The 15,910-nt window shown below is 70.1% G+C and carries 11 protein-coding genes and 2 pseudogenes; 5 read left to right on the top strand and 8 right to left on the bottom strand.

The window, feature by feature from the left end; translation table 11 throughout:
• Positions 1 to 94: 94 nt before the first annotated feature.
• The 3 genes and pseudogenes from A3IG_RS0117450 to A3IG_RS30155 form a co-directional block, all read right to left on the bottom strand.
• The gene (locus A3IG_RS0117450; RefSeq protein WP_018384874.1) at positions 95 to 3,082 is read right to left on the bottom strand and encodes a hypothetical protein; all 2,988 of its coding nucleotides are present in this window, start codon (positions 3,080 to 3,082) and stop codon (positions 95 to 97) included.
• Positions 3,083 to 3,443: 361 nt separating this feature from the next.
• Positions 3,444 to 4,964 carry a glycoside hydrolase family 76 protein gene (locus A3IG_RS0117445; RefSeq protein WP_018384873.1) on the bottom strand — a complete coding sequence of 507 codons (1,521 nt, stop codon included), beginning with the start codon at positions 4,962 to 4,964 and terminating at the stop codon, positions 3,444 to 3,446.
• Between the two features lie 150 nt (positions 4,965 to 5,114).
• A pseudogene (locus A3IG_RS30155) lies at positions 5,115 to 5,620 on the bottom strand (LysE/ArgO family amino acid transporter); the annotation flags it as partial.
• 354 nt (positions 5,621 to 5,974) lie between these two features.
• On the opposite strand from A3IG_RS30155, the gene A3IG_RS30150 reads away from it, so the two are divergent.
• A complete protein-coding gene (locus tag A3IG_RS30150) occupies positions 5,975 to 6,814 on the top strand; it encodes a hypothetical protein (protein WP_018384871.1) in 840 nt (279 codons plus the stop codon).
• Between the two features lie 192 nt (positions 6,815 to 7,006).
• Complete coding sequence (locus tag A3IG_RS0117430) at positions 7,007 to 7,357, top strand: hypothetical protein (protein ID WP_018384870.1); 351 nt, start codon at positions 7,007 to 7,009, stop codon at positions 7,355 to 7,357.
• 64 nt (positions 7,358 to 7,421) lie between these two features.
• On the opposite strand, the gene A3IG_RS0117425 is transcribed toward A3IG_RS0117430, so the two are convergent.
• Positions 7,422 to 8,306, bottom strand: a complete 885-nt coding sequence (locus A3IG_RS0117425; RefSeq protein ID WP_018384869.1) for a helix-turn-helix domain-containing protein — start codon at positions 8,304 to 8,306, stop codon at positions 7,422 to 7,424.
• On the bottom strand, positions 8,303 to 9,049 hold the full coding sequence (locus A3IG_RS0117420) for a peptidoglycan-binding protein (protein ID WP_026220367.1): 747 nt from the start codon (positions 9,047 to 9,049) through the stop codon (positions 8,303 to 8,305). Before A3IG_RS0117420 ends, A3IG_RS0117425 begins: the two co-directional genes overlap by 4 nt.
• Positions 9,050 to 9,384: 335 nt before the next feature.
• On the opposite strand from A3IG_RS0117420, the gene A3IG_RS0117415 reads away from it, so the two are divergent.
• Positions 9,385 to 9,831: a hypothetical protein gene (locus A3IG_RS0117415; RefSeq protein WP_018384867.1), complete on the top strand. Its 447-nt coding sequence runs from the start codon at positions 9,385 to 9,387 to the stop codon at positions 9,829 to 9,831.
• A gap of 148 nt (positions 9,832 to 9,979) precedes the next feature.
• Here A3IG_RS0117415 and A3IG_RS0117410 read toward each other — a convergent pair whose 3' ends face one another.
• On the bottom strand, positions 9,980 to 10,636 hold the full coding sequence (locus tag A3IG_RS0117410) for a TetR/AcrR family transcriptional regulator (protein ID WP_018384866.1): 657 nt from the start codon (positions 10,634 to 10,636) through the stop codon (positions 9,980 to 9,982).
• Positions 10,637 to 10,914: 278 nt separating this feature from the next.
• On the opposite strand from A3IG_RS0117410, the gene A3IG_RS30145 reads away from it, so the two are divergent.
• Positions 10,915 to 11,622 carry a hypothetical protein gene (locus A3IG_RS30145; RefSeq protein WP_018384865.1) on the top strand — a complete coding sequence of 236 codons (708 nt, stop codon included), beginning with the start codon at positions 10,915 to 10,917 and terminating at the stop codon, positions 11,620 to 11,622.
• A 60-nt stretch (positions 11,623 to 11,682) separates the two neighbouring features.
• Here the strand turns inward: A3IG_RS30145 and A3IG_RS30140 are convergent.
• Positions 11,683 to 12,106, bottom strand: a pseudogene (locus tag A3IG_RS30140) (ArsI/CadI family heavy metal resistance metalloenzyme).
• A 119-nt stretch (positions 12,107 to 12,225) separates the two neighbouring features.
• Here A3IG_RS30140 and A3IG_RS0117395 point away from each other — a divergent pair.
• Positions 12,226 to 12,558 (top strand): ArsR/SmtB family transcription factor, encoded by a 333-nt coding sequence (locus tag A3IG_RS0117395; protein WP_018384862.1) that lies wholly within the window; start codon positions 12,226 to 12,228, stop codon positions 12,556 to 12,558.
• Positions 12,559 to 12,799: 241 nt separating this feature from the next.
• On the opposite strand, the gene A3IG_RS30135 is transcribed toward A3IG_RS0117395, so the two are convergent.
• On the bottom strand, positions 12,800 to 15,877 hold the full coding sequence (locus A3IG_RS30135) for a pPIWI_RE module domain-containing protein (RefSeq protein WP_018384861.1): 3,078 nt from the start codon (positions 15,875 to 15,877) through the stop codon (positions 12,800 to 12,802).
• Between the last annotated feature and the right edge of the window lie 33 nt (positions 15,878 to 15,910).

Raw genomic sequence — 15,910 nt, 5'->3', positions numbered from 1 at the left:
GCACGGACCGCCACCGGCAACGCCCGGCCCCCGCGACGTCACCGGGTGCTTGACGTCACGGGGGTCGGGCCTCACACCGCGGGCGTGCCGACGGCTACCGTCCCCCGCAGGCGCTGCTCCAGTCGAGCGTCACCCCCACCGGGGCGTCGAGGACCCGGCAGGTGCCGGGCAGCCCGGCGGCCTCGCCCCCGAGCCGGATCACCGAGCCCTTGATGTCCACGTCGAGGGACTTCCCCCGGTACGTCAGGCCGCTGACCCCTCCGGTTGCGCCCGGCATCCGGATGAACGCCGGTGTGCCGCGGTCCAGGCGGTACCCGTTGGTGATCCAGACGTTGTCGATGAGGTTGGCGATGCCGAACAGGGACGGCCGCACCCCATCGGCCGTCGGGGTCTGGGTGAGCGACCCCGACTGCCGGTACACCTCGGCGAACCAGCCGCTGCGCACCATGTCCCGGGTGAGCGCGTTGATCAGGGCGTCGGCCTCCTGGACCATCCCGCGGTCCAGCAGCCCGTACGTCATGTACTGGGCGTCCGGTGCCTTGATGGCCTCACCGGCGAGTCCCGCGAACTGCTCGTCGGGGCGGTAGTCGTTAAGGAAACGCTTCTTCAGTTCCTCGAGCGGAGCGCTCGGCAACCCCTCGATGTGCAGCCCGGTGGCGACGTACATGGTCAGCCCCACCTCGTCCGGATGGCTGTGCTCCAGGAACGTCTTCTGCAGGGTGACGCCAGGACCGGGGAAGAACCATCCCCGGTAGTCGCTGAGCGTGCGCTGCCGCAGGTCCGTCCAGCCCGGCACCTCGTCCCGCAGGCCGAGTTCCTGGGCGATCAGCACGGCGTAGTCGAAGTCGATGATCAGGGAGATCACGAACTCCGCGTCGCGCTCGTCCGGGAAGTCGTGCGACCCGTAGATCCACCGCATGTTCTGCTGCTCCCACCGCAGGTGACGGGCGAGCGGGCCGTACACCTCCTCCAGCCGCGCCCTGTCCCCGGTGGCCTGGTAGAGGATCCAGGCCGTCTGCGCCTTGCGGGACGGCAGGGACTCACCCCCGAGCTTCCCGTCCGCCTCCACCAGGGCCATCATGCCGACGAACGACCCCCAGGCGGCCTCCGGGTTCACGTGCACCTGGACCTGCATCCCCAGCAGGGCGTCCCAGCTCGCCACCGCCCTGGTGCCCGGGGACCCGCTCACCCACATCGACGCCTTGCCCGTGGCGACCTGCACGTACATGTTGCCGGTCTCCGGAGTGGCGGGCAGCAGGTTCTGCTCGAGTTGGAGGAAGGCCCGGTAGTACTGGAGCCGCACCTGTTCCGCGGTGACCCCCACCGGATCGACCGTGTGGACCGAGAAGTCCTGCACTGCCGGGACCCGCGTCAGGTAGTCGTCCCAGTAGGTGGTCCACGACGCGCGGTCGGCCGTCGCTCCCGCGACGTCGCAGGCGGCCCCGGCGCGTTCGGTGGCCGCGGCGGCAGCGGCCGCGTCACCGTCCACCGCGAACCCGACGCCGACGGCGTGGTCCCCCGTCCCCGGGAGCGCCGCGGCCCAGCAGCCGGTGCGTTCCGTCGGGGCCTCGGTTCCCGCGGCACCGAAGACCAGGCCGGCCAGTGAGGCGTGGAACGAGACCGCGGCCCCCCGCGGGAGGGCGACGGCGTAGGTGTAGTGCTGGGACGAGACCGTCACCACCCGGGTGCCGGCGTCGTACCGCACCGTCCCGCGGCACGCCCCGGCGAGCAGCAACTTCCCCGCGCCGTCACCCTCCAGTCCCTTCGCCCGCACCACCCGGGTGACCGCGTCCTCGTCGTGGAAGACGTCGAAGCCGCTGGCCGTGCCCGCCGGGTAGCTGGCCTGGAAGTCCAGGGCCCCCGGGTGCCACACGTGCTCGAACTGCGTCGCCGGCTGCGCCCAGGGAGCCCCGGAGTGGATGGAGAGCCGGTCGAACGTCGTGCTGGTGCCCGAGGCCGAACCGCCGATCTGGTACAGCTTCAGCGTGAACGTCCTGGTCCCGCTCCAGCCGGTGGCCCCCGCCAGGTCGTAGGAGAACGTCCCGGTGGCGGAGGTGTCCGGCTGGAGCGTGGCGACGTCCGCTCCGCCGCCCGTGTTGATCTTCAGCGCCCAGGCGCCCGTCGTGGCCAGGACCCGCACCGAGAGCACCGGCGCGGCGGTGACGTCCACGGTCACCTGCCGGCCGACGTACCCGAATCCGGAGCCCGGCAGGGTCACCGTGGCCTGCGCCCCGTTGGACGTGATGGTGGTGCCGTTGCTGCTCGACGACCACGGGGCGGTCGAGTCGAACTCGTCGGCGACGGCCACGGTCTCGTCGGCGTCCGGGAAGGCCGGCACGGCGTGGACGGTCAGCGAGTCCAGGGTCACCGATTTCCCGAGGCCCACCGCGAACACCCGCAACTCCACCTCCTTCGTCCCCGACCAGCCGCTGATGGCCCTCAGGTCGTAGGTGAAGCTGCCGGTGGAGCCGGTGTCGGCCTGGAGCTTCAGGTCGTCGGTGAGGGTGCCGTCGTTGACCTTCAGCGACCACGTGCCGGTGGTGGCCGGGACGGTGACGCTGACCATCGGGGTCCGCTCGAGGTCCACGGTGATCCGGCGCGCGATGTGCCCATAGCCCTGGTCGGCCGTCACGGTCAGCGTGGTGAGCCCCGGGGTGGTGCTGGAGTCCGCGGCCACGCCGGCGGGGCTCCAGTCGTCCACCGAGGAGAAGTCCTCGGTGAGCGTGGTCTCCGGGGGCGTCCAACTGGGGCGGTCGCCGTTGGCCCGGAACACCGTGAGCAGGTCGGTGATCCGCGCCGCCCGGTCGTGGGCGTAGTAGCCGACCGACAGCGGGAGTTCCGGCCCCGAGTTCTGCTCGAGCTCGGTGCCGTTGCCGCCGAAGTCGAACGGGTTGACCACGATGCGGGACTCGGGCACCGAGAGCCAGCGCTGCTGGTCCGCGCCGCTCTGGGCCAGCTCGGCCGCGGTGGGCGGGGCCGCCGACCGGCGGGCCGCCCGGGCGACGGGCGTCAGGGCGCCGGTGGCCGCGAGACCCACCGTGGTGGACACCGCGGCCAGCAGGGTCCGTCTACTGATCGTCATAAGGGATCTCCTGTTGGTGTTTCGACCTGCGGTGATGCCGGGACGGAGGTGAACCGACGCACCGGGGGTTCCGGCGCACGGGAAGCGCTAAACCGGTTAGAAGGCTGGCTTATCTAAATCGGTTTGAACACCACCGTCAAGGGTTCTCGCGCAAAGTTGGTGGCCGCTGGGGAGCGCTGCGGGAGAGGCGTGCCCGCGCCCGCTCTGGCGCCGTGGAACCCCTTGGCTCAGGTGGTCGTGGGCCCGGGGTGTGCCCTCGGACGGCGGGGTCCCGGCCCGGCGCCCCGGGGGACGCCCGGCCGGGGCCGGTGCGTATTGCGCCCGCGCTGTCGTGATCTATGACAACGTTGCCACCAGTCGGTCAGTTCATCTCGGCCGCGTTGAACAGGCTCAGCGCGCTGTGCTGGCAGTCGTGGGCGGTGCCGTTCATCGGCCCGTACCAGTGCCGTCCGTACTGGTGGAGCGCGTTGCGGTCCCTGGTGTACGCGGCGTCGGCCTGCCGGTCGATGTAGGCGCTGTACGGGTGGTCACCGAGCTGGGCGTTGAGGATGCCGAGGCCACGGATGTAGGGCCCCTTGAACGAGGCGCCGTCGTCCCCGCAGGTGCTGGGCTCGCTGGGGTCCCGCAGGATGCCGTCCTGGTGGATGCCGGAGGCGGTGGTGGAGGCGTTGGCCAGGGTGCGGGCGGTGGTCAGCAGGCTGGTGTCGCCGGTGGCCCGGTAGAGCTCGGTGAGCCCTCCCAGGATCACGCCCTGGTTGTAGGTCCAGGTCGGCTGGCCGTTGTTGGCGCAGGTGTCACCGTTGAGGCCGTCGTTGATCAGGTTCGAGGAGTTGATCATCCCGCTGTTCTTGAACCAGGTCCACTCCGTGGTGGCCCGCCGCAAGTACTCGGTGTCCCCCGGGATGCGGTTGTGCAGGGCGGCGTTGAGGTGGAGGAACAGCTCGTTGGTGATGGCGTTCTTGTAGGCGTTGGTCTGGTGCCACTGGACGCCGCCGCCGCACTTGGTCGTCCAGTAGCGGTACATGTGGTCGGCGTCGGCGCGTGCCGTGTTGAGGTACCTGCTGTCGCCGGTGGCGTCGTACGCCGCGACCCAGGCAAGGCCCCACCACCCGGTGTCGTCCAGGTAGTCGTTGCGGAACTGGCCCTGCTGGGCGTTGATGTTGAGGTCGTAGGTGCGGGAGATGGCGTACTTGTAGCTCGGCATCCCGCTGGTCTTGATGTTGTCGATGACGGCGGTCAGGGCGTTCGCCCCGCTCCACCAGCCGTTGCCGTCGAACTTTCCGTTGTCGCGGTTCCAGGACATCATCAGCGCGGTGGCCGCGGCGGTGCTGCGGCTCCAGGCGTTCCAGTTGGACCGGGCCCACGGGGTGCAGGCGATCTCCGGGCGGTCGCCGGCCTTGCCGCAGGCGCGCAGGGCGCCGACGCCGGCGGTGTTCCAGTCGTCCACGTTGTACATCATGGTCCGCCAACCGGTGCGGCCGGACGGGGTGTAGGTGTCGCCGAGCTTGCTGCCACCGGTCCAGGTCTTGCCGCCGTCGAAGGAGCGGTCGAGCCACACCTCGTCCCCGCCGGCGCCGTTGTCGATGGACGCGTAGCCCATCGCGTCGCCGTCGCTGATGTGCAGCCGCAGGACGCGGCCGTTGACGGTGGCGGTGGTCGGGACCCGGTCGTCCTTGGCGAGGGCCGGATCATAAGCGTCGCATTGGATGTTGCAGATGGCCGCGAGGGCGCTGGTGGTGTCAGCCTTGGTCTTTGACAACGTTGTCTGCTTCGCGGGAGGCGAGGATGCGGCCGCTGACGCGGAGGTGGACAGCGGGACCGCGATCAGCGGGAGGCTGAACAGGGCCGCTGCCAGCGCCAGTGGCCTTCTCAGTACGGACATGACTCCCTCTCCGGCCGCACGGAGGGGCGGCCAGTGGATGAGGCGTGGGTCTGGACGAGTCCAGGAGAAGGCTTCTTTCAGGAACATGTCAATACAAGCGGCGGTGTTCTCCACCTCCTGCCCACGCCCGGCCGCCAGAGGCGGGGGGCGAAGGGTGCGGATGATCAGCATGCCGCCATCGCGGGCATGGTGACCGCGACCAGGGTGTCCAGCGCCCGCCACGCGACGGGGCGGGACAGGACGCCGCTGAGGAGCCGGGTGCCGTAGCCCAGGCTGACGAACCACGCCAGGTTGGCCAGCATCGCGCCGAGGCCGAAGGCCCAGCGCGGGGAGCCGCGGTCGGCGGCGATCGAGCCCAGCAGCAGCACGGTGTCCAGGTAGACGTGTGGGTTGAGCCAGGCCAGCGCCAGGCAGGTGAGCACCGCGGTGCGGACTGAGCCCACGGGGGCGCCGTCCGTCGTCAGTGCCTGACCGGCGGCGGGGCGCAGCATGCGGCGGGTGGCCAGGGCGCCGTGGCAGATCAGGGAGCCGCCGCCGGCCACGCCGACCGCGGTCAGAACCGCGGGCCAAGCGGTGACCACGGCGCTGAGCCCGGCCATCCCGGGGGAGTTGCGGACCGCGTCGGACGCGGCGCAGATGGCGACAACCGCCAGGACGCCGTGGCCGCCGGCCTGGCTGAGGGCTGGTACCGGAGCCGCACGCCGAACCGCTGCTGTGCTCCTGAGCCCTGGTGGAGGTGGCGCCGGGACGGCGGGCGGACGTGTCCCTGTACTGGGAGCAGTGGAAGCTGGACGTGCCGGCCCCGGCACTGGTCGCCGGCCGATCGATGCGGCTTCCTCGACTTTCCGGTCGGGTGGTCGGCATCTTTTCCGGACGTTTTTCATCACCCTGAGCTGCACCGCAAGGAATGGCCAAGGGGTGCGCAAGTCCCTCACGTACCTCGTCGGGCATGCGGTTGGAAGCGAGGGCCGGTCAGTGTCCTCGAGCACAACGAGCTTCGGGGGGGAAGCATGCCTGATCACACCGTGCTGAAGGAGAAGTCCGAGGACGGAGGTGAGAGCCGGGGTTGGCACACGCTGACTCCGCGCAAGAGAGTTCCGGTGGTGGCACACACGGCCGTGTACGCGAGCCGGCTCCTTGACCTGGTGACGCTGTTGGAGTCCGATCTGCGGATCGGGGTCGCCTTCACCATCGCGCCGCACCCGTTCAACAGCGGGGCGCGGGAGGTGCTCCAGCGCCTGGGAGTGACGCTGCTGCCGTGGCAGGAGGCCGTGCGGACGGAGTTCGACCTGGCCCCGGCTGCCGGTTCTCGCGGAATGGAGCAGATCCGCGGGCCACTGGTGAGGCTTCCGCACGGTGCTGGTCACATGTCGTTGAAGAGGGTCTCGGGTGCGAGGCGCGACGGGGTCAGGGAGCCCTCCGGGGTCACCGGGCGTGAGTACCTCACGTGGAACGGGGTGGTGGTGCCCCGGGCGGTGGCCCTCCCGCACCGCGAGGACCTGAAGGCGCTGCGTCGGTGGTGCCCGGAGGCGTTACCGGTGGCGGAAGTCGTGGGTGACCCCTCCTATGACCGGATCGCGGTGAGCCTTCGGCTCCGGGAGAGGTATCGGGCAGCTCTCGGGCTTGACCTCGACGAACCCCTGGTGCTGGTCACTGCCACATGGGGCGGACGTTCCGCGTTCAGCCGGCTTGACGCCCTGCTGCCCCGGTACCTGCCGCGGATTATGGGGATGTATCGGCAATCTGTGAACCGTCCAGCGTACCTGGTCCGGGTGCTGCGAAGGGGCCCGGAGGCGGAGTGTACCTCGGGTATGGTGAGTCCGGCTCGCTCGAGGTTCACCGAGAGGTGATAATACCGAGGGCATAGCACAGCGTTCCGCCACGTTATCCACCCGGCTTTTTCGCGGTCTAGCGAGTGTGGCCGGGTGGTCTCCGATGGAGTGGGTTGGCCGTCGTTGTGCTTGGGGGCGCGGCTGGTACACGCCCTCACAGCACCTTGGTGTACCACTAGCCCCTCCCAACCCGTCTCCCAGGAGCGCCCCGTGGCCACAACACCAACGACCACCCTGTGGCGTCCCATCGGGCCGGAGGAGCTCGCCCTGGTCCGTGAACTCCACTGGCGGGCCTGGCCGCCCCGCCTTCCGGAGCAGCCGATCTTCTACCCGGTGCTCAACGAGGACTACGCGATCCGCATCGCCCGCGACTGGAACGTCCCGCGCGACGGTGCCGGCTTCGTCACCCGGTTCGAGGTGGAGTCGGCGTTCCTGTCCCGTTACCCCGTGCGTCAGGCCGGCGGCGAGACCATCCTCGAACTGTGGGTCCCCGCGGAGGAACTCGACGCGTTCAACGCCCACATCGTCGGGGAGATCCGTGTGGTGCACGAGTTCCGCTGACCCACCCGTTCTCTCGGGGGCCCTGCCCCGCCGCAACGGGTATCGATGACGCCGCGTCACCTCGTCAGCGAGCGAAGCACTCCCGCTCCCCGCCGCCCGCCGGCTCGAAGCAGACCCGCAGCCCGGGCAGGCCCCTGCCGTTCACCATGGGCGTGAAGAGGTAGCCCTCCGCGTCGTACCGGTCGGCGACCTCGGCCCGATGCGGCCTGCTGCCCGGAATCGACACCTCCAGGGAGTCCCCGACGCGCGAGTCCCACACCCGTGCCCACGCCGCGTCGCACTCCGTGCTGTACCTGATCTCCAACCGTGCCCCGGTGGAGGTGCGGTGCGGCGGGCCGAGCGACCGGACCTGCCCCGGCAGGCCACAGCCCATGAACGCGGGGTCCCTGCCCTCGCACCCCGGCCCTCGACACCCGGGGGCGGCCGACGCGGTGTCCGAGGCCCTCCCCCCGGGCTCCGCGCCCGGGGAGGCCGTCAGCCACACCACCGCCCCCACCGTGACCCCGACCGCGCTGACCCCGGCGACCAGGGCCAACTTCCACCGCCTGGCCCGATGCCCGACGCCTTCCGGGCCTGGTCCGGCGCGGTCCGTTGACGTGCCACCGCCACGGGACCCGCCGCCGGGCCTGTCACCGTCCGACGGCTCCACCGTGCCGCCGGCTCCGCGGCGGCCCGTGCTCCGGGCACGCCCGCTCCACTCCAGATCGGCCAGCTCCCACAGCGCCACCAGGCGCCCCGGCGGCTCACCGGCCACCGCGCACAGCGTCTCGACGGCCCGGCGCGGAGGCAACGCCTTCCCGTTGAGGTAGCGCTCCCAGGACGACTTGCTGTACGCGGTGCGCCTGGCCAGCGCCGCCATGCTCAACCCCGTGCGCGCCCGCAGCTCGCGCAACTCCCGGGCCAGGCGGGCGCAGGCGGGCGCGGTGGTACCCGTCGCGACACCGTTCACCCGCGCAGCACTCGCCAGGTCCGCGGACCGACGATGCCGTCCTTGCCCAGGCCGGCCTTCTCCTGGAGCCGCTTGACGGCTCGCGTGGTGTTCTCCCCGTACACGCCGTCCGCGCCACCAGGGTCGAAACCCTTCTCCGTCAGCAGGCACTGGGCTTCCACGACGTCCCACCCCGGCTGGGAGAGCACGGCGGTGACGGTGGTGCTGTAGCCCGCGTACAACTGCCCGTCGTACCGCTTGACCGTGCAGGGGTAGGTCTTGCCCGGCTTGTAGACGAAGGCGCCGCCGGGGGAGGCGGTCACGCTGGAACCGGGCCCCGGGGCGGCCCTGTCGTCGTTCCCCTCGTCCTCCCAGGGTGCCAGGACCATCAGCCCGACGAGTAGGGCCCCGAGCACCGCCGCTGTCAGGAGGCCCACCAGCACCGCCGGGCGAGGGCTCCTGGGCGCCGGCGGCGGGTCGTCCCGCGCCGCGGGTTCGCTCCGCCACGTCTCCTCGGCCACCTCGCGGAGCGCCAGGAGCCGGGTCGGTTCGACGCCGACCACACGCGCCAGCTCCTCCACCGCCGGCCGCGGCGGCAGCGCCTTCCCGTTGAGGTAGCGCTCCCAGGAGGAGCGGCTGTAACCGGTCTTGGTCTCCAGCGACGCCAGGCTCAGCCCGCTGTGGTCCTTCAACCGGCGGAGCTGGATGACGAGCTGCCGTCCCTGTTCGTCGAGCGCGTCAGGTAATTCCTTCCAACGCGACATGTTCCACCCCACACGCGTTGAGAGCCTCGAGGCCCAGTATCCGCCTCCCCTGTGGTTTCGACACGCCGCTTTCACGCCGGTGGTTCACGGAGACGGGCGTCACGGTGTGACTTCCGGTCAGGCGCCGTCCGCTGCTCCGGGTCCCCGCGCGTCCCGCCGGTACGCCGTCGTGGGTGACGTCCCAGCAGGTCAGGGGGTGGGACGTCCCACAAAGCCGTCAGTTGGTCGCGGTCGCTGTCGCGGGGCCGGGATTGGCCTGCACTCTCGGTGGTGCAAGCCGGGCGGCGCGGTCCACCCCGCGCCGCCCCATCACAACGAAGGGAAGGTCGAGAAACATGAACGCTCGCAAGCGTGTGGCCCTGCTGGTCGCCGGTGCTGTCCTGGGCGGGGGCCTCGCCGCCGCCGCGCCGGCCACCGCCACCACCGCCTCGGCGCAGAGCGGCTGGACGGCCAGGGGCTACAGCTCCGACGTCGCCGGCGCCCACGCCTCGGGGAAGGTCTACACCCGCAACGACGGCCGGGTGCAGCTCACCGGCACCCTGAAGGACACCAGGACCGACGGCAAGGTGGCGATCCTCCAGATCTCCGCGAGGTACGCGGACGGTGGCAAGCGTTACGAGTTCGACGTGACCGGCAGCTCCAAGGCGCTCGGTTCGGCGGGCGGCTACAGCTTCGCCCGCTCTGTCCGCAGCATCAGGGTCCAGGAGTGCGTCGGGCACAAGGGGGCCTCGGGCAAGTACTACCTCGACAGGTGCGGCTCCGGCTGGCACGAGATCTGGTGAGCCGGGCAGGTGGCGTCCCACGGCACGGCGTCCCACCCGACTGATCGGCCCACCGCCACGACGGCGGTCCCGTCCTCCCGCGGGGGAGAGGACGGGACCGCCGGTCGGGCGTCGCCCCACCCCGCTCAGCGGTGGTGGACCGGGGCGGTCAGGTTCCAGCAGCGGTCGGCGCGCTGCCCGCCCCGGCGGGATCGGGGCCCCCTTCCAGTGAGGGACCGAACAGGCGCCGCAGATGGGCGTGGAACGTGTCCAGAGCCACCTGGGGCGGGTAGTGGCCGCCGAGGAGCTGGACGCCGAGCCCTTCCACCAGGGCCAGGAGCTCGACCGCGGCCTGGGGCGGATCGAGGTCCGCGGGCGCGTCGCCCGCTGCCTGTGCCGCGCGGACCTGGACGGTGACGAAGTCATGGAGCAACGCGGTGTCCTGACGCACCTTCTCAGCCATGGCGGGCCGCACCGCAGCGTAAGCGTAGAAAGCCAGGGCGAGGCGTCCGTCCGCGCGCCGGGGCTCGTCCAGAGGGAGCAACTGGACCAGCAGCGCGCGGACCAGCGCCCCCGGCGACGTGGGCGTGGCCGGGTCCTGGGCGGCTGCGACGCGGGACTGGACGTTGGCGCTCACCACCTCCATCGCGAACGTCATCATCTCGTCCTTGGTGCGGAAGTAGTGCTGCACCATTCCGGAGGAGACCCCGGCCTCCTGTGCCACGTGACGCAGGCTCACGGCCTCCAGGCCCCGGTCCGCGGCGACCCGCATCAGGGCGCGGGCGATCTCCGCGCGCCGCGCGTGGTGATCCACTCTCTTGGGCATTCCGCCATGCTTTCACATTGCAGTCGCATTGACACTTCCCCTGACAGGGTTTTACAATGCGACTGCAATGTAAAGGATCCGGTCGGGCCGCTCCCGGCCCCGTGCCGGGTCCGCTTCCACCGCGGCCCCCACCCACCCCGAGAAGGGACCTCGCCCATGCCCGTCGGGACGACGCCCGCACCGTTCGGCCGACGACACGCCGAGCCCGCCCCCGGTTGCCGCTCCGTCAGAACGGCGTCCCCTACTCCGTGGATCGCCGCGCGGCCCGGAGGGGACCGGTGAACAAGCACCCGGAGAACGAGGCCCCCCGGAGCGCCCCGCCGGACCCCGCCCAGCCCGTCAACGGTGCCGGGCCGGGCAGGAGATTGGCTGCCCTGACCCATCGGGGTGCCCACCGGGCCCTGTGGTACGAGGTCTGGATGTGGCGCAGCCTCGCCCGCTGGGTGGCGCACCGCCCGAACGTCCCCGCGGACGGCACGGCGTTCGCCTACCGGGCGCCGCAGATGCTGGTCACGGTGGTCATCCTCGTGCTGTCGGCGGGCGAGGTCGTCGCGCTGCACCTGCTGCTGCCCTGGCCGGCGCTGCGGACCGGGCTCCTGGCCGTGGGTTTCTGGGGGGTGGCCTGGGGCTTCGGCATGATCGGCGCGATCACCGTCCACCCGCACGTCGTCCAGACGTCCGGACTCCGTGTCCGGTCGGCCCTGGGCTGCGACGTCCACGTTCCCTGGGACGCCGTGGGTACGGTCAGGCGTGCCCTGAGCAGCCACGGCGGAGGGTCCTGTCAGCTCGACGGCACCACCTTGTACGTGCCCGTCGCCGGGCAGTGCACCGTGGAGGTCGTCCTGCGCCGACCGCTCGACGTGGCCCTGCCGCATCGCCGCTCGGCCCGGATCGCCGAGCTGCGTTTCCACGCGGACGACGCCGACGGCCTGGTCGCCGCCGTGCGCGCCCGCGCCCTCGCGGCCGGGGCGAGGGCGGAGGGATGATGTTCGGCGGTCGCCGCCGACCCGTCGTCGAACCGGTGGTCGGCCCGCGTTCCCCACCGTTCATGGCCGGCTGGCCGCCGCGAATCGTGAGCGGTCAGCCGCAGCAGGCGTCGGGTGCACCCTCGGCGTGCCGAGGGTGACGGCGTCGGCCTTGACCACGTACACCTCCCAGGGCTCCCCGCCCGGCCCGTGGACCCACACCTTGTCCTGGCGCGCGTAGCAGCACGAGGTGTCGTTCTCCTCGAACATGCAGGTCGGACGCCTTGAGCTGGCCGGTGGCGGCGTTCACCAAGGCGGTGCTCTGTATCTCGAACCCCCAGGTGGTCCAGACGGGTCTCCTGGTCCGGCACGCCCTCGAGCAGGACGAGCTTCAGCGGGGGTCGGCGATGGCGAAGTTGGCGTAGCCCTCGCGTCGCTTGGTGGGTTTGGCGCCGAACAACTTGAAACAGGAGGGCGAATGAGCCTTCCATACCGGCGATGACAGGGCGCATTGGAAACGGGACTTGACGGACTCCCGTCAGTCTGTAACCGCGAATGTCGATGCAGGAATGTGTGCTGGATCGAGGATGTCAACATAGAGAAATATCGAAACACGGGCTACCGGTGCTCGAGCAGGACGGGCCAGACGCCTGCTGCCCGAGGCTGCTGACCGCACCGCTGGCTGAGGACAAGGCCGAGGAACTACCCAGGGTCTTCAAGGCCCTGGATGCCCTGGTCCGGCTGCGGCTGCGGCTGCTGTCACTGTTCGCCTCACCGGCCGGCGGCGAGGTCTGCGTGTGTGACCTCACCCCGGCCTTCGAGCTCTCCCAGCCGACAATCTCCCACCACATGGAGCTGCTGTGCCAGGCCGGGCTCATCGACTGCGAATGCCGCGGCACCTGGGTGTACTACTGGCTGGTGCCGGAGACGACCGACCGCCTCGCCGGCGCGCCCTGATCGTCGCGGGGCTCGCGACGGCTGTCACGGTGCTGCGGTCAGATTCCGGCCCGGGGCCGACGCCGACGGCTCGACGATCCACACCCCATCCAGGCAAGTACGGTGTACACACCCGACGGCAGCAACACCGCCGAGGGCGTAAATTCCGCTCACAGGATGGGTAGTCATCTTTCACACGCTATATGACAGCAGATCGCACTTTTCGCCTTGGTAGAGCATGGCAGGCCGAGATGGGCTGCAACTACTCAAACAGGGAAAGCTGCTCCAGCGATCCTGGCTCGTGGCCCTCAGCTGGGGAAGCCACTTCCGTCAGATCAGGGTCTAGATCGCTCGCCGAGGCATCCGACGTTTCGGACGGGATCGTCGGTTGCTTGTCTTCAGGCACCTTCTCGTCGTCACTGAACATCGGCAGTACGTAAGCCTGAGCGAGTCCAGCCAAGTGGAGAGGGAGTGGAAGGGAAAGGTCGTCGGCGTAGTCGGGTGCCTGTCGAAGCTGGTGCATGGCCATGGCGAACGCCTCCGGGCTATCTCCATTGATGCCTTGGCCGCCGTCGGGATGGCAGCCAAGGACAGCGATCTCCACGAGCGCCGGGTTCCAGGCGTTGGTGCCCACCTGGGAGGTGAGTTTTCCTGACGCGGTGACTCGGACAGCGAGGCGGTCGAGAGAAGGGGAGATGGGTTGGGTGCCTGGACGGCTGGTGGTGCTGTAGAAGACGCGTTTGAACGCTGGCCGGCTGTCGGCTTCTTCCGCAGGGAGAGCCCAGAAGCCGGCTGGCTGCCCGTTGGGTTTTCCTGGGTCGCCGATTCCCCACCACTGGGGGGTTTCCCTCCCAGCAATTCCTCGAACGCGGATCAGACGAAGTTCGTCATTGAGCCGGCTCGCCGGTGCGTGGCCGAGCCTCAACAGGTCACGGACAACTGCCCCGTCCTGGAGCCAGGGCCAGTGGTGGCGGCTGTTCTGCGCATGGGTGATCAGTGCGGTGGGCTGACCATGCAGCGAGTGCAGCACACGCTGGAGGAAGTTGGCGGTCTGGCGGCGTTGTTCCGCAAGGTTGGCCCGCCACTGTCGGGACGTGATGCGGGTTGTGGGCGCCGCCTGTCCGTTGGCGGGTTCGCTGAGGCCGTTCTCGTTGGCGAACTCGGTGTAGGCATCGGGGCTGATCTCGGCCTGCTTCACCAGGCGCAGCAGAAAGGTGGGGTAGGGGACCCACTCGCGCGCGTCGTCGTCCCAGCCGCGCACCGCAGCGAGCCCCTCGACTCCGGGAATGGGGGTGACCAGGACCGCCACGGGCAGGTGCTTGGGCAGCCTGGTGGGCCCGTCCTTGCGTCGCTTGACCATCCACAGAGCTGCGTACTGCAAGCCGTCGGGCAGTTCTCCTCGGAGTGTGTGCTGGGGCAGGGTCCGCACGCCGAGCTGTCGTAGGCCATCCTGCCAGGCGTTGAGAACCCGGTGATCGAGGCTGTTCTCGTTGTTGATCCGCCGGTCGGTGGACGGGGTTGCCACGAACTGGGTGAGTGCGCCAGCGTCCGCACAACCGAGGCGAAGGGCGAACTTCGGGTCGGTGTCAGACGGGCGGAACATCGCGCTGTGTGCGATCTCCACCAGGGCCAAGGAGGGAAGCGACGGCTCGGCGCCGTCGGCCTTGAGGTAGGACCGGGTCTCCTGGCGACGGGTGGTGACGGCTTCGGCGAGCCGCCTGCCTCGACCGCGGACTGTGGGGTCAAGGCGGAGTCGGTCCCCGATCCCCTCGATGAGCGGGATGCACCGCAGACGCAGGACGACTTCCGGAGTGTGCCACTGAAGGATGACCGGGGTGCCGGGACGTGCGTCGTCAAACGATCGATCACAGATGTTGGCCCCTTCGGGGAAGCCAGATCCGTCGAGACCGAGGATCTCCGCGAAGGCGGCGATGGCGGCCCTACGCACAGACGCGGTCTGCCAGAGCAGTCGGACCTCCACGACAGGAAGCTCGCCATCAGGAACGGCAGCACCCCGAGTGACGCGGGTCATAACGGCGAGGGCGGAGCGTCGCGCCTGGCTGGCGCGGCTCACCTCCGTCACCTTGGCCTCGTCGTCCCGGGGTTTGCTGCGCTTGTTGACCGGTGGCGCCTTCCCGCTGCCCCGACGCACCAGGTCGGGTACCCGCACCACTCCCTCCGGCAGTGCCTTCTCCGCCCAAGCGGTGAGCTGGGATCGCTGGTGGGGCATGAACCCGATACCGACCTCATGGGTGCCCATGTGGTTGCTGTGGACGACAGCAGCACCCACTCCGGGTCCGTCGCCGATCCATGCCTGGGGGTCTTGGAGGAGCTCGTCCGGGCAGGGGAAGCGTCCCCGCAGGTTCAGGTGGTGCAGGATGCCGGCCGGGTCGTTGTGCAACCATTCGAAGCCGTCCCGGGCGCGGTCACGGACCAGTCGGGCCAGGGCATACCGGTCACTGTGTGGGGCGCCGACCAGCCAGGGGATCGTCGGCCGAAGGTAAACAGATGTCGCGCGGTCGTACGGAAGGTTGAGACGCCCGGTGTCACTCCGCGGGTGAGTCGCCCAACGACGCACTCCCCAGTGCAGGTGCAGCCTAGGGCGACCATCGAACGGGACGGTGTGCAGGGAGATGTTCAACACCACGGAGAACCACCACTCGCGCCGCTTGATGGTGCGGCGCAGGGGCTGAGACATGAGCTCGGCGCCCTGCTCGCGAGGGCCACGTGGCACCGCTCGGAACAGCAGCGAGCCGCCGTCGAACTCGTAGGGCTCAAGGGCCATGATGCGGCGGGCCAACGCGTCGGTGGCGAGCTGGAACTGCCGGGCCGTGGGTGCGGCTGTCTCCCCGGGGGTGGGCGGGGCCTGCAAGAGATCCACTCCCTCGACCACCTGCCACTCGGGCGTGCTTGCCGCAAGCTGTTCACTGGTTCGGAGCAACAGGGAACGATAACCCGGCTCGTCGTGTGCGCTTCGGGGAGCGAGGGTACGGAGCCAGGCGTCAATGAGTTGCCTCATGGTGCGTTCCGGAAGCGGGTGCGGCACGTTGTCGGGGACATACAGCCAGAAGTCCTGCTCAGGGGCCGTTTCCTCACCGATCTTGGGACGGGAACGGGGCCGGACCACGAGGTCGGGCGCCAGGGTCTGAAGCACCCCGTCCAGGCGACGGGTGGGCACGCTCCTCAGCGGTTCCTTGCCGCCCCGTCCGAGGTTGCACAGCTCGAGCAGATCGGCGTCCCAGTGCTCGGGATACGCCATGGCGAAGTAGTTGACGGTCCAGGGAGGTGCGTCGCTGTCGAGGACGTACGCGGCGCGGCGGATCGATCCGTAGGTGGGCATGGGCACTCCGTGTGGTGTCGGGTTCCGGTCGGC

Source organism: Wenjunlia vitaminophila DSM 41686 (genome assembly GCF_000380165.1).
In the GTDB taxonomy this organism is placed as follows: domain Bacteria; phylum Actinomycetota; class Actinomycetes; order Streptomycetales; family Streptomycetaceae; genus Wenjunlia; species Wenjunlia vitaminophila.
This window is presented reverse-complemented; position numbering and strand designations above follow the sequence as displayed.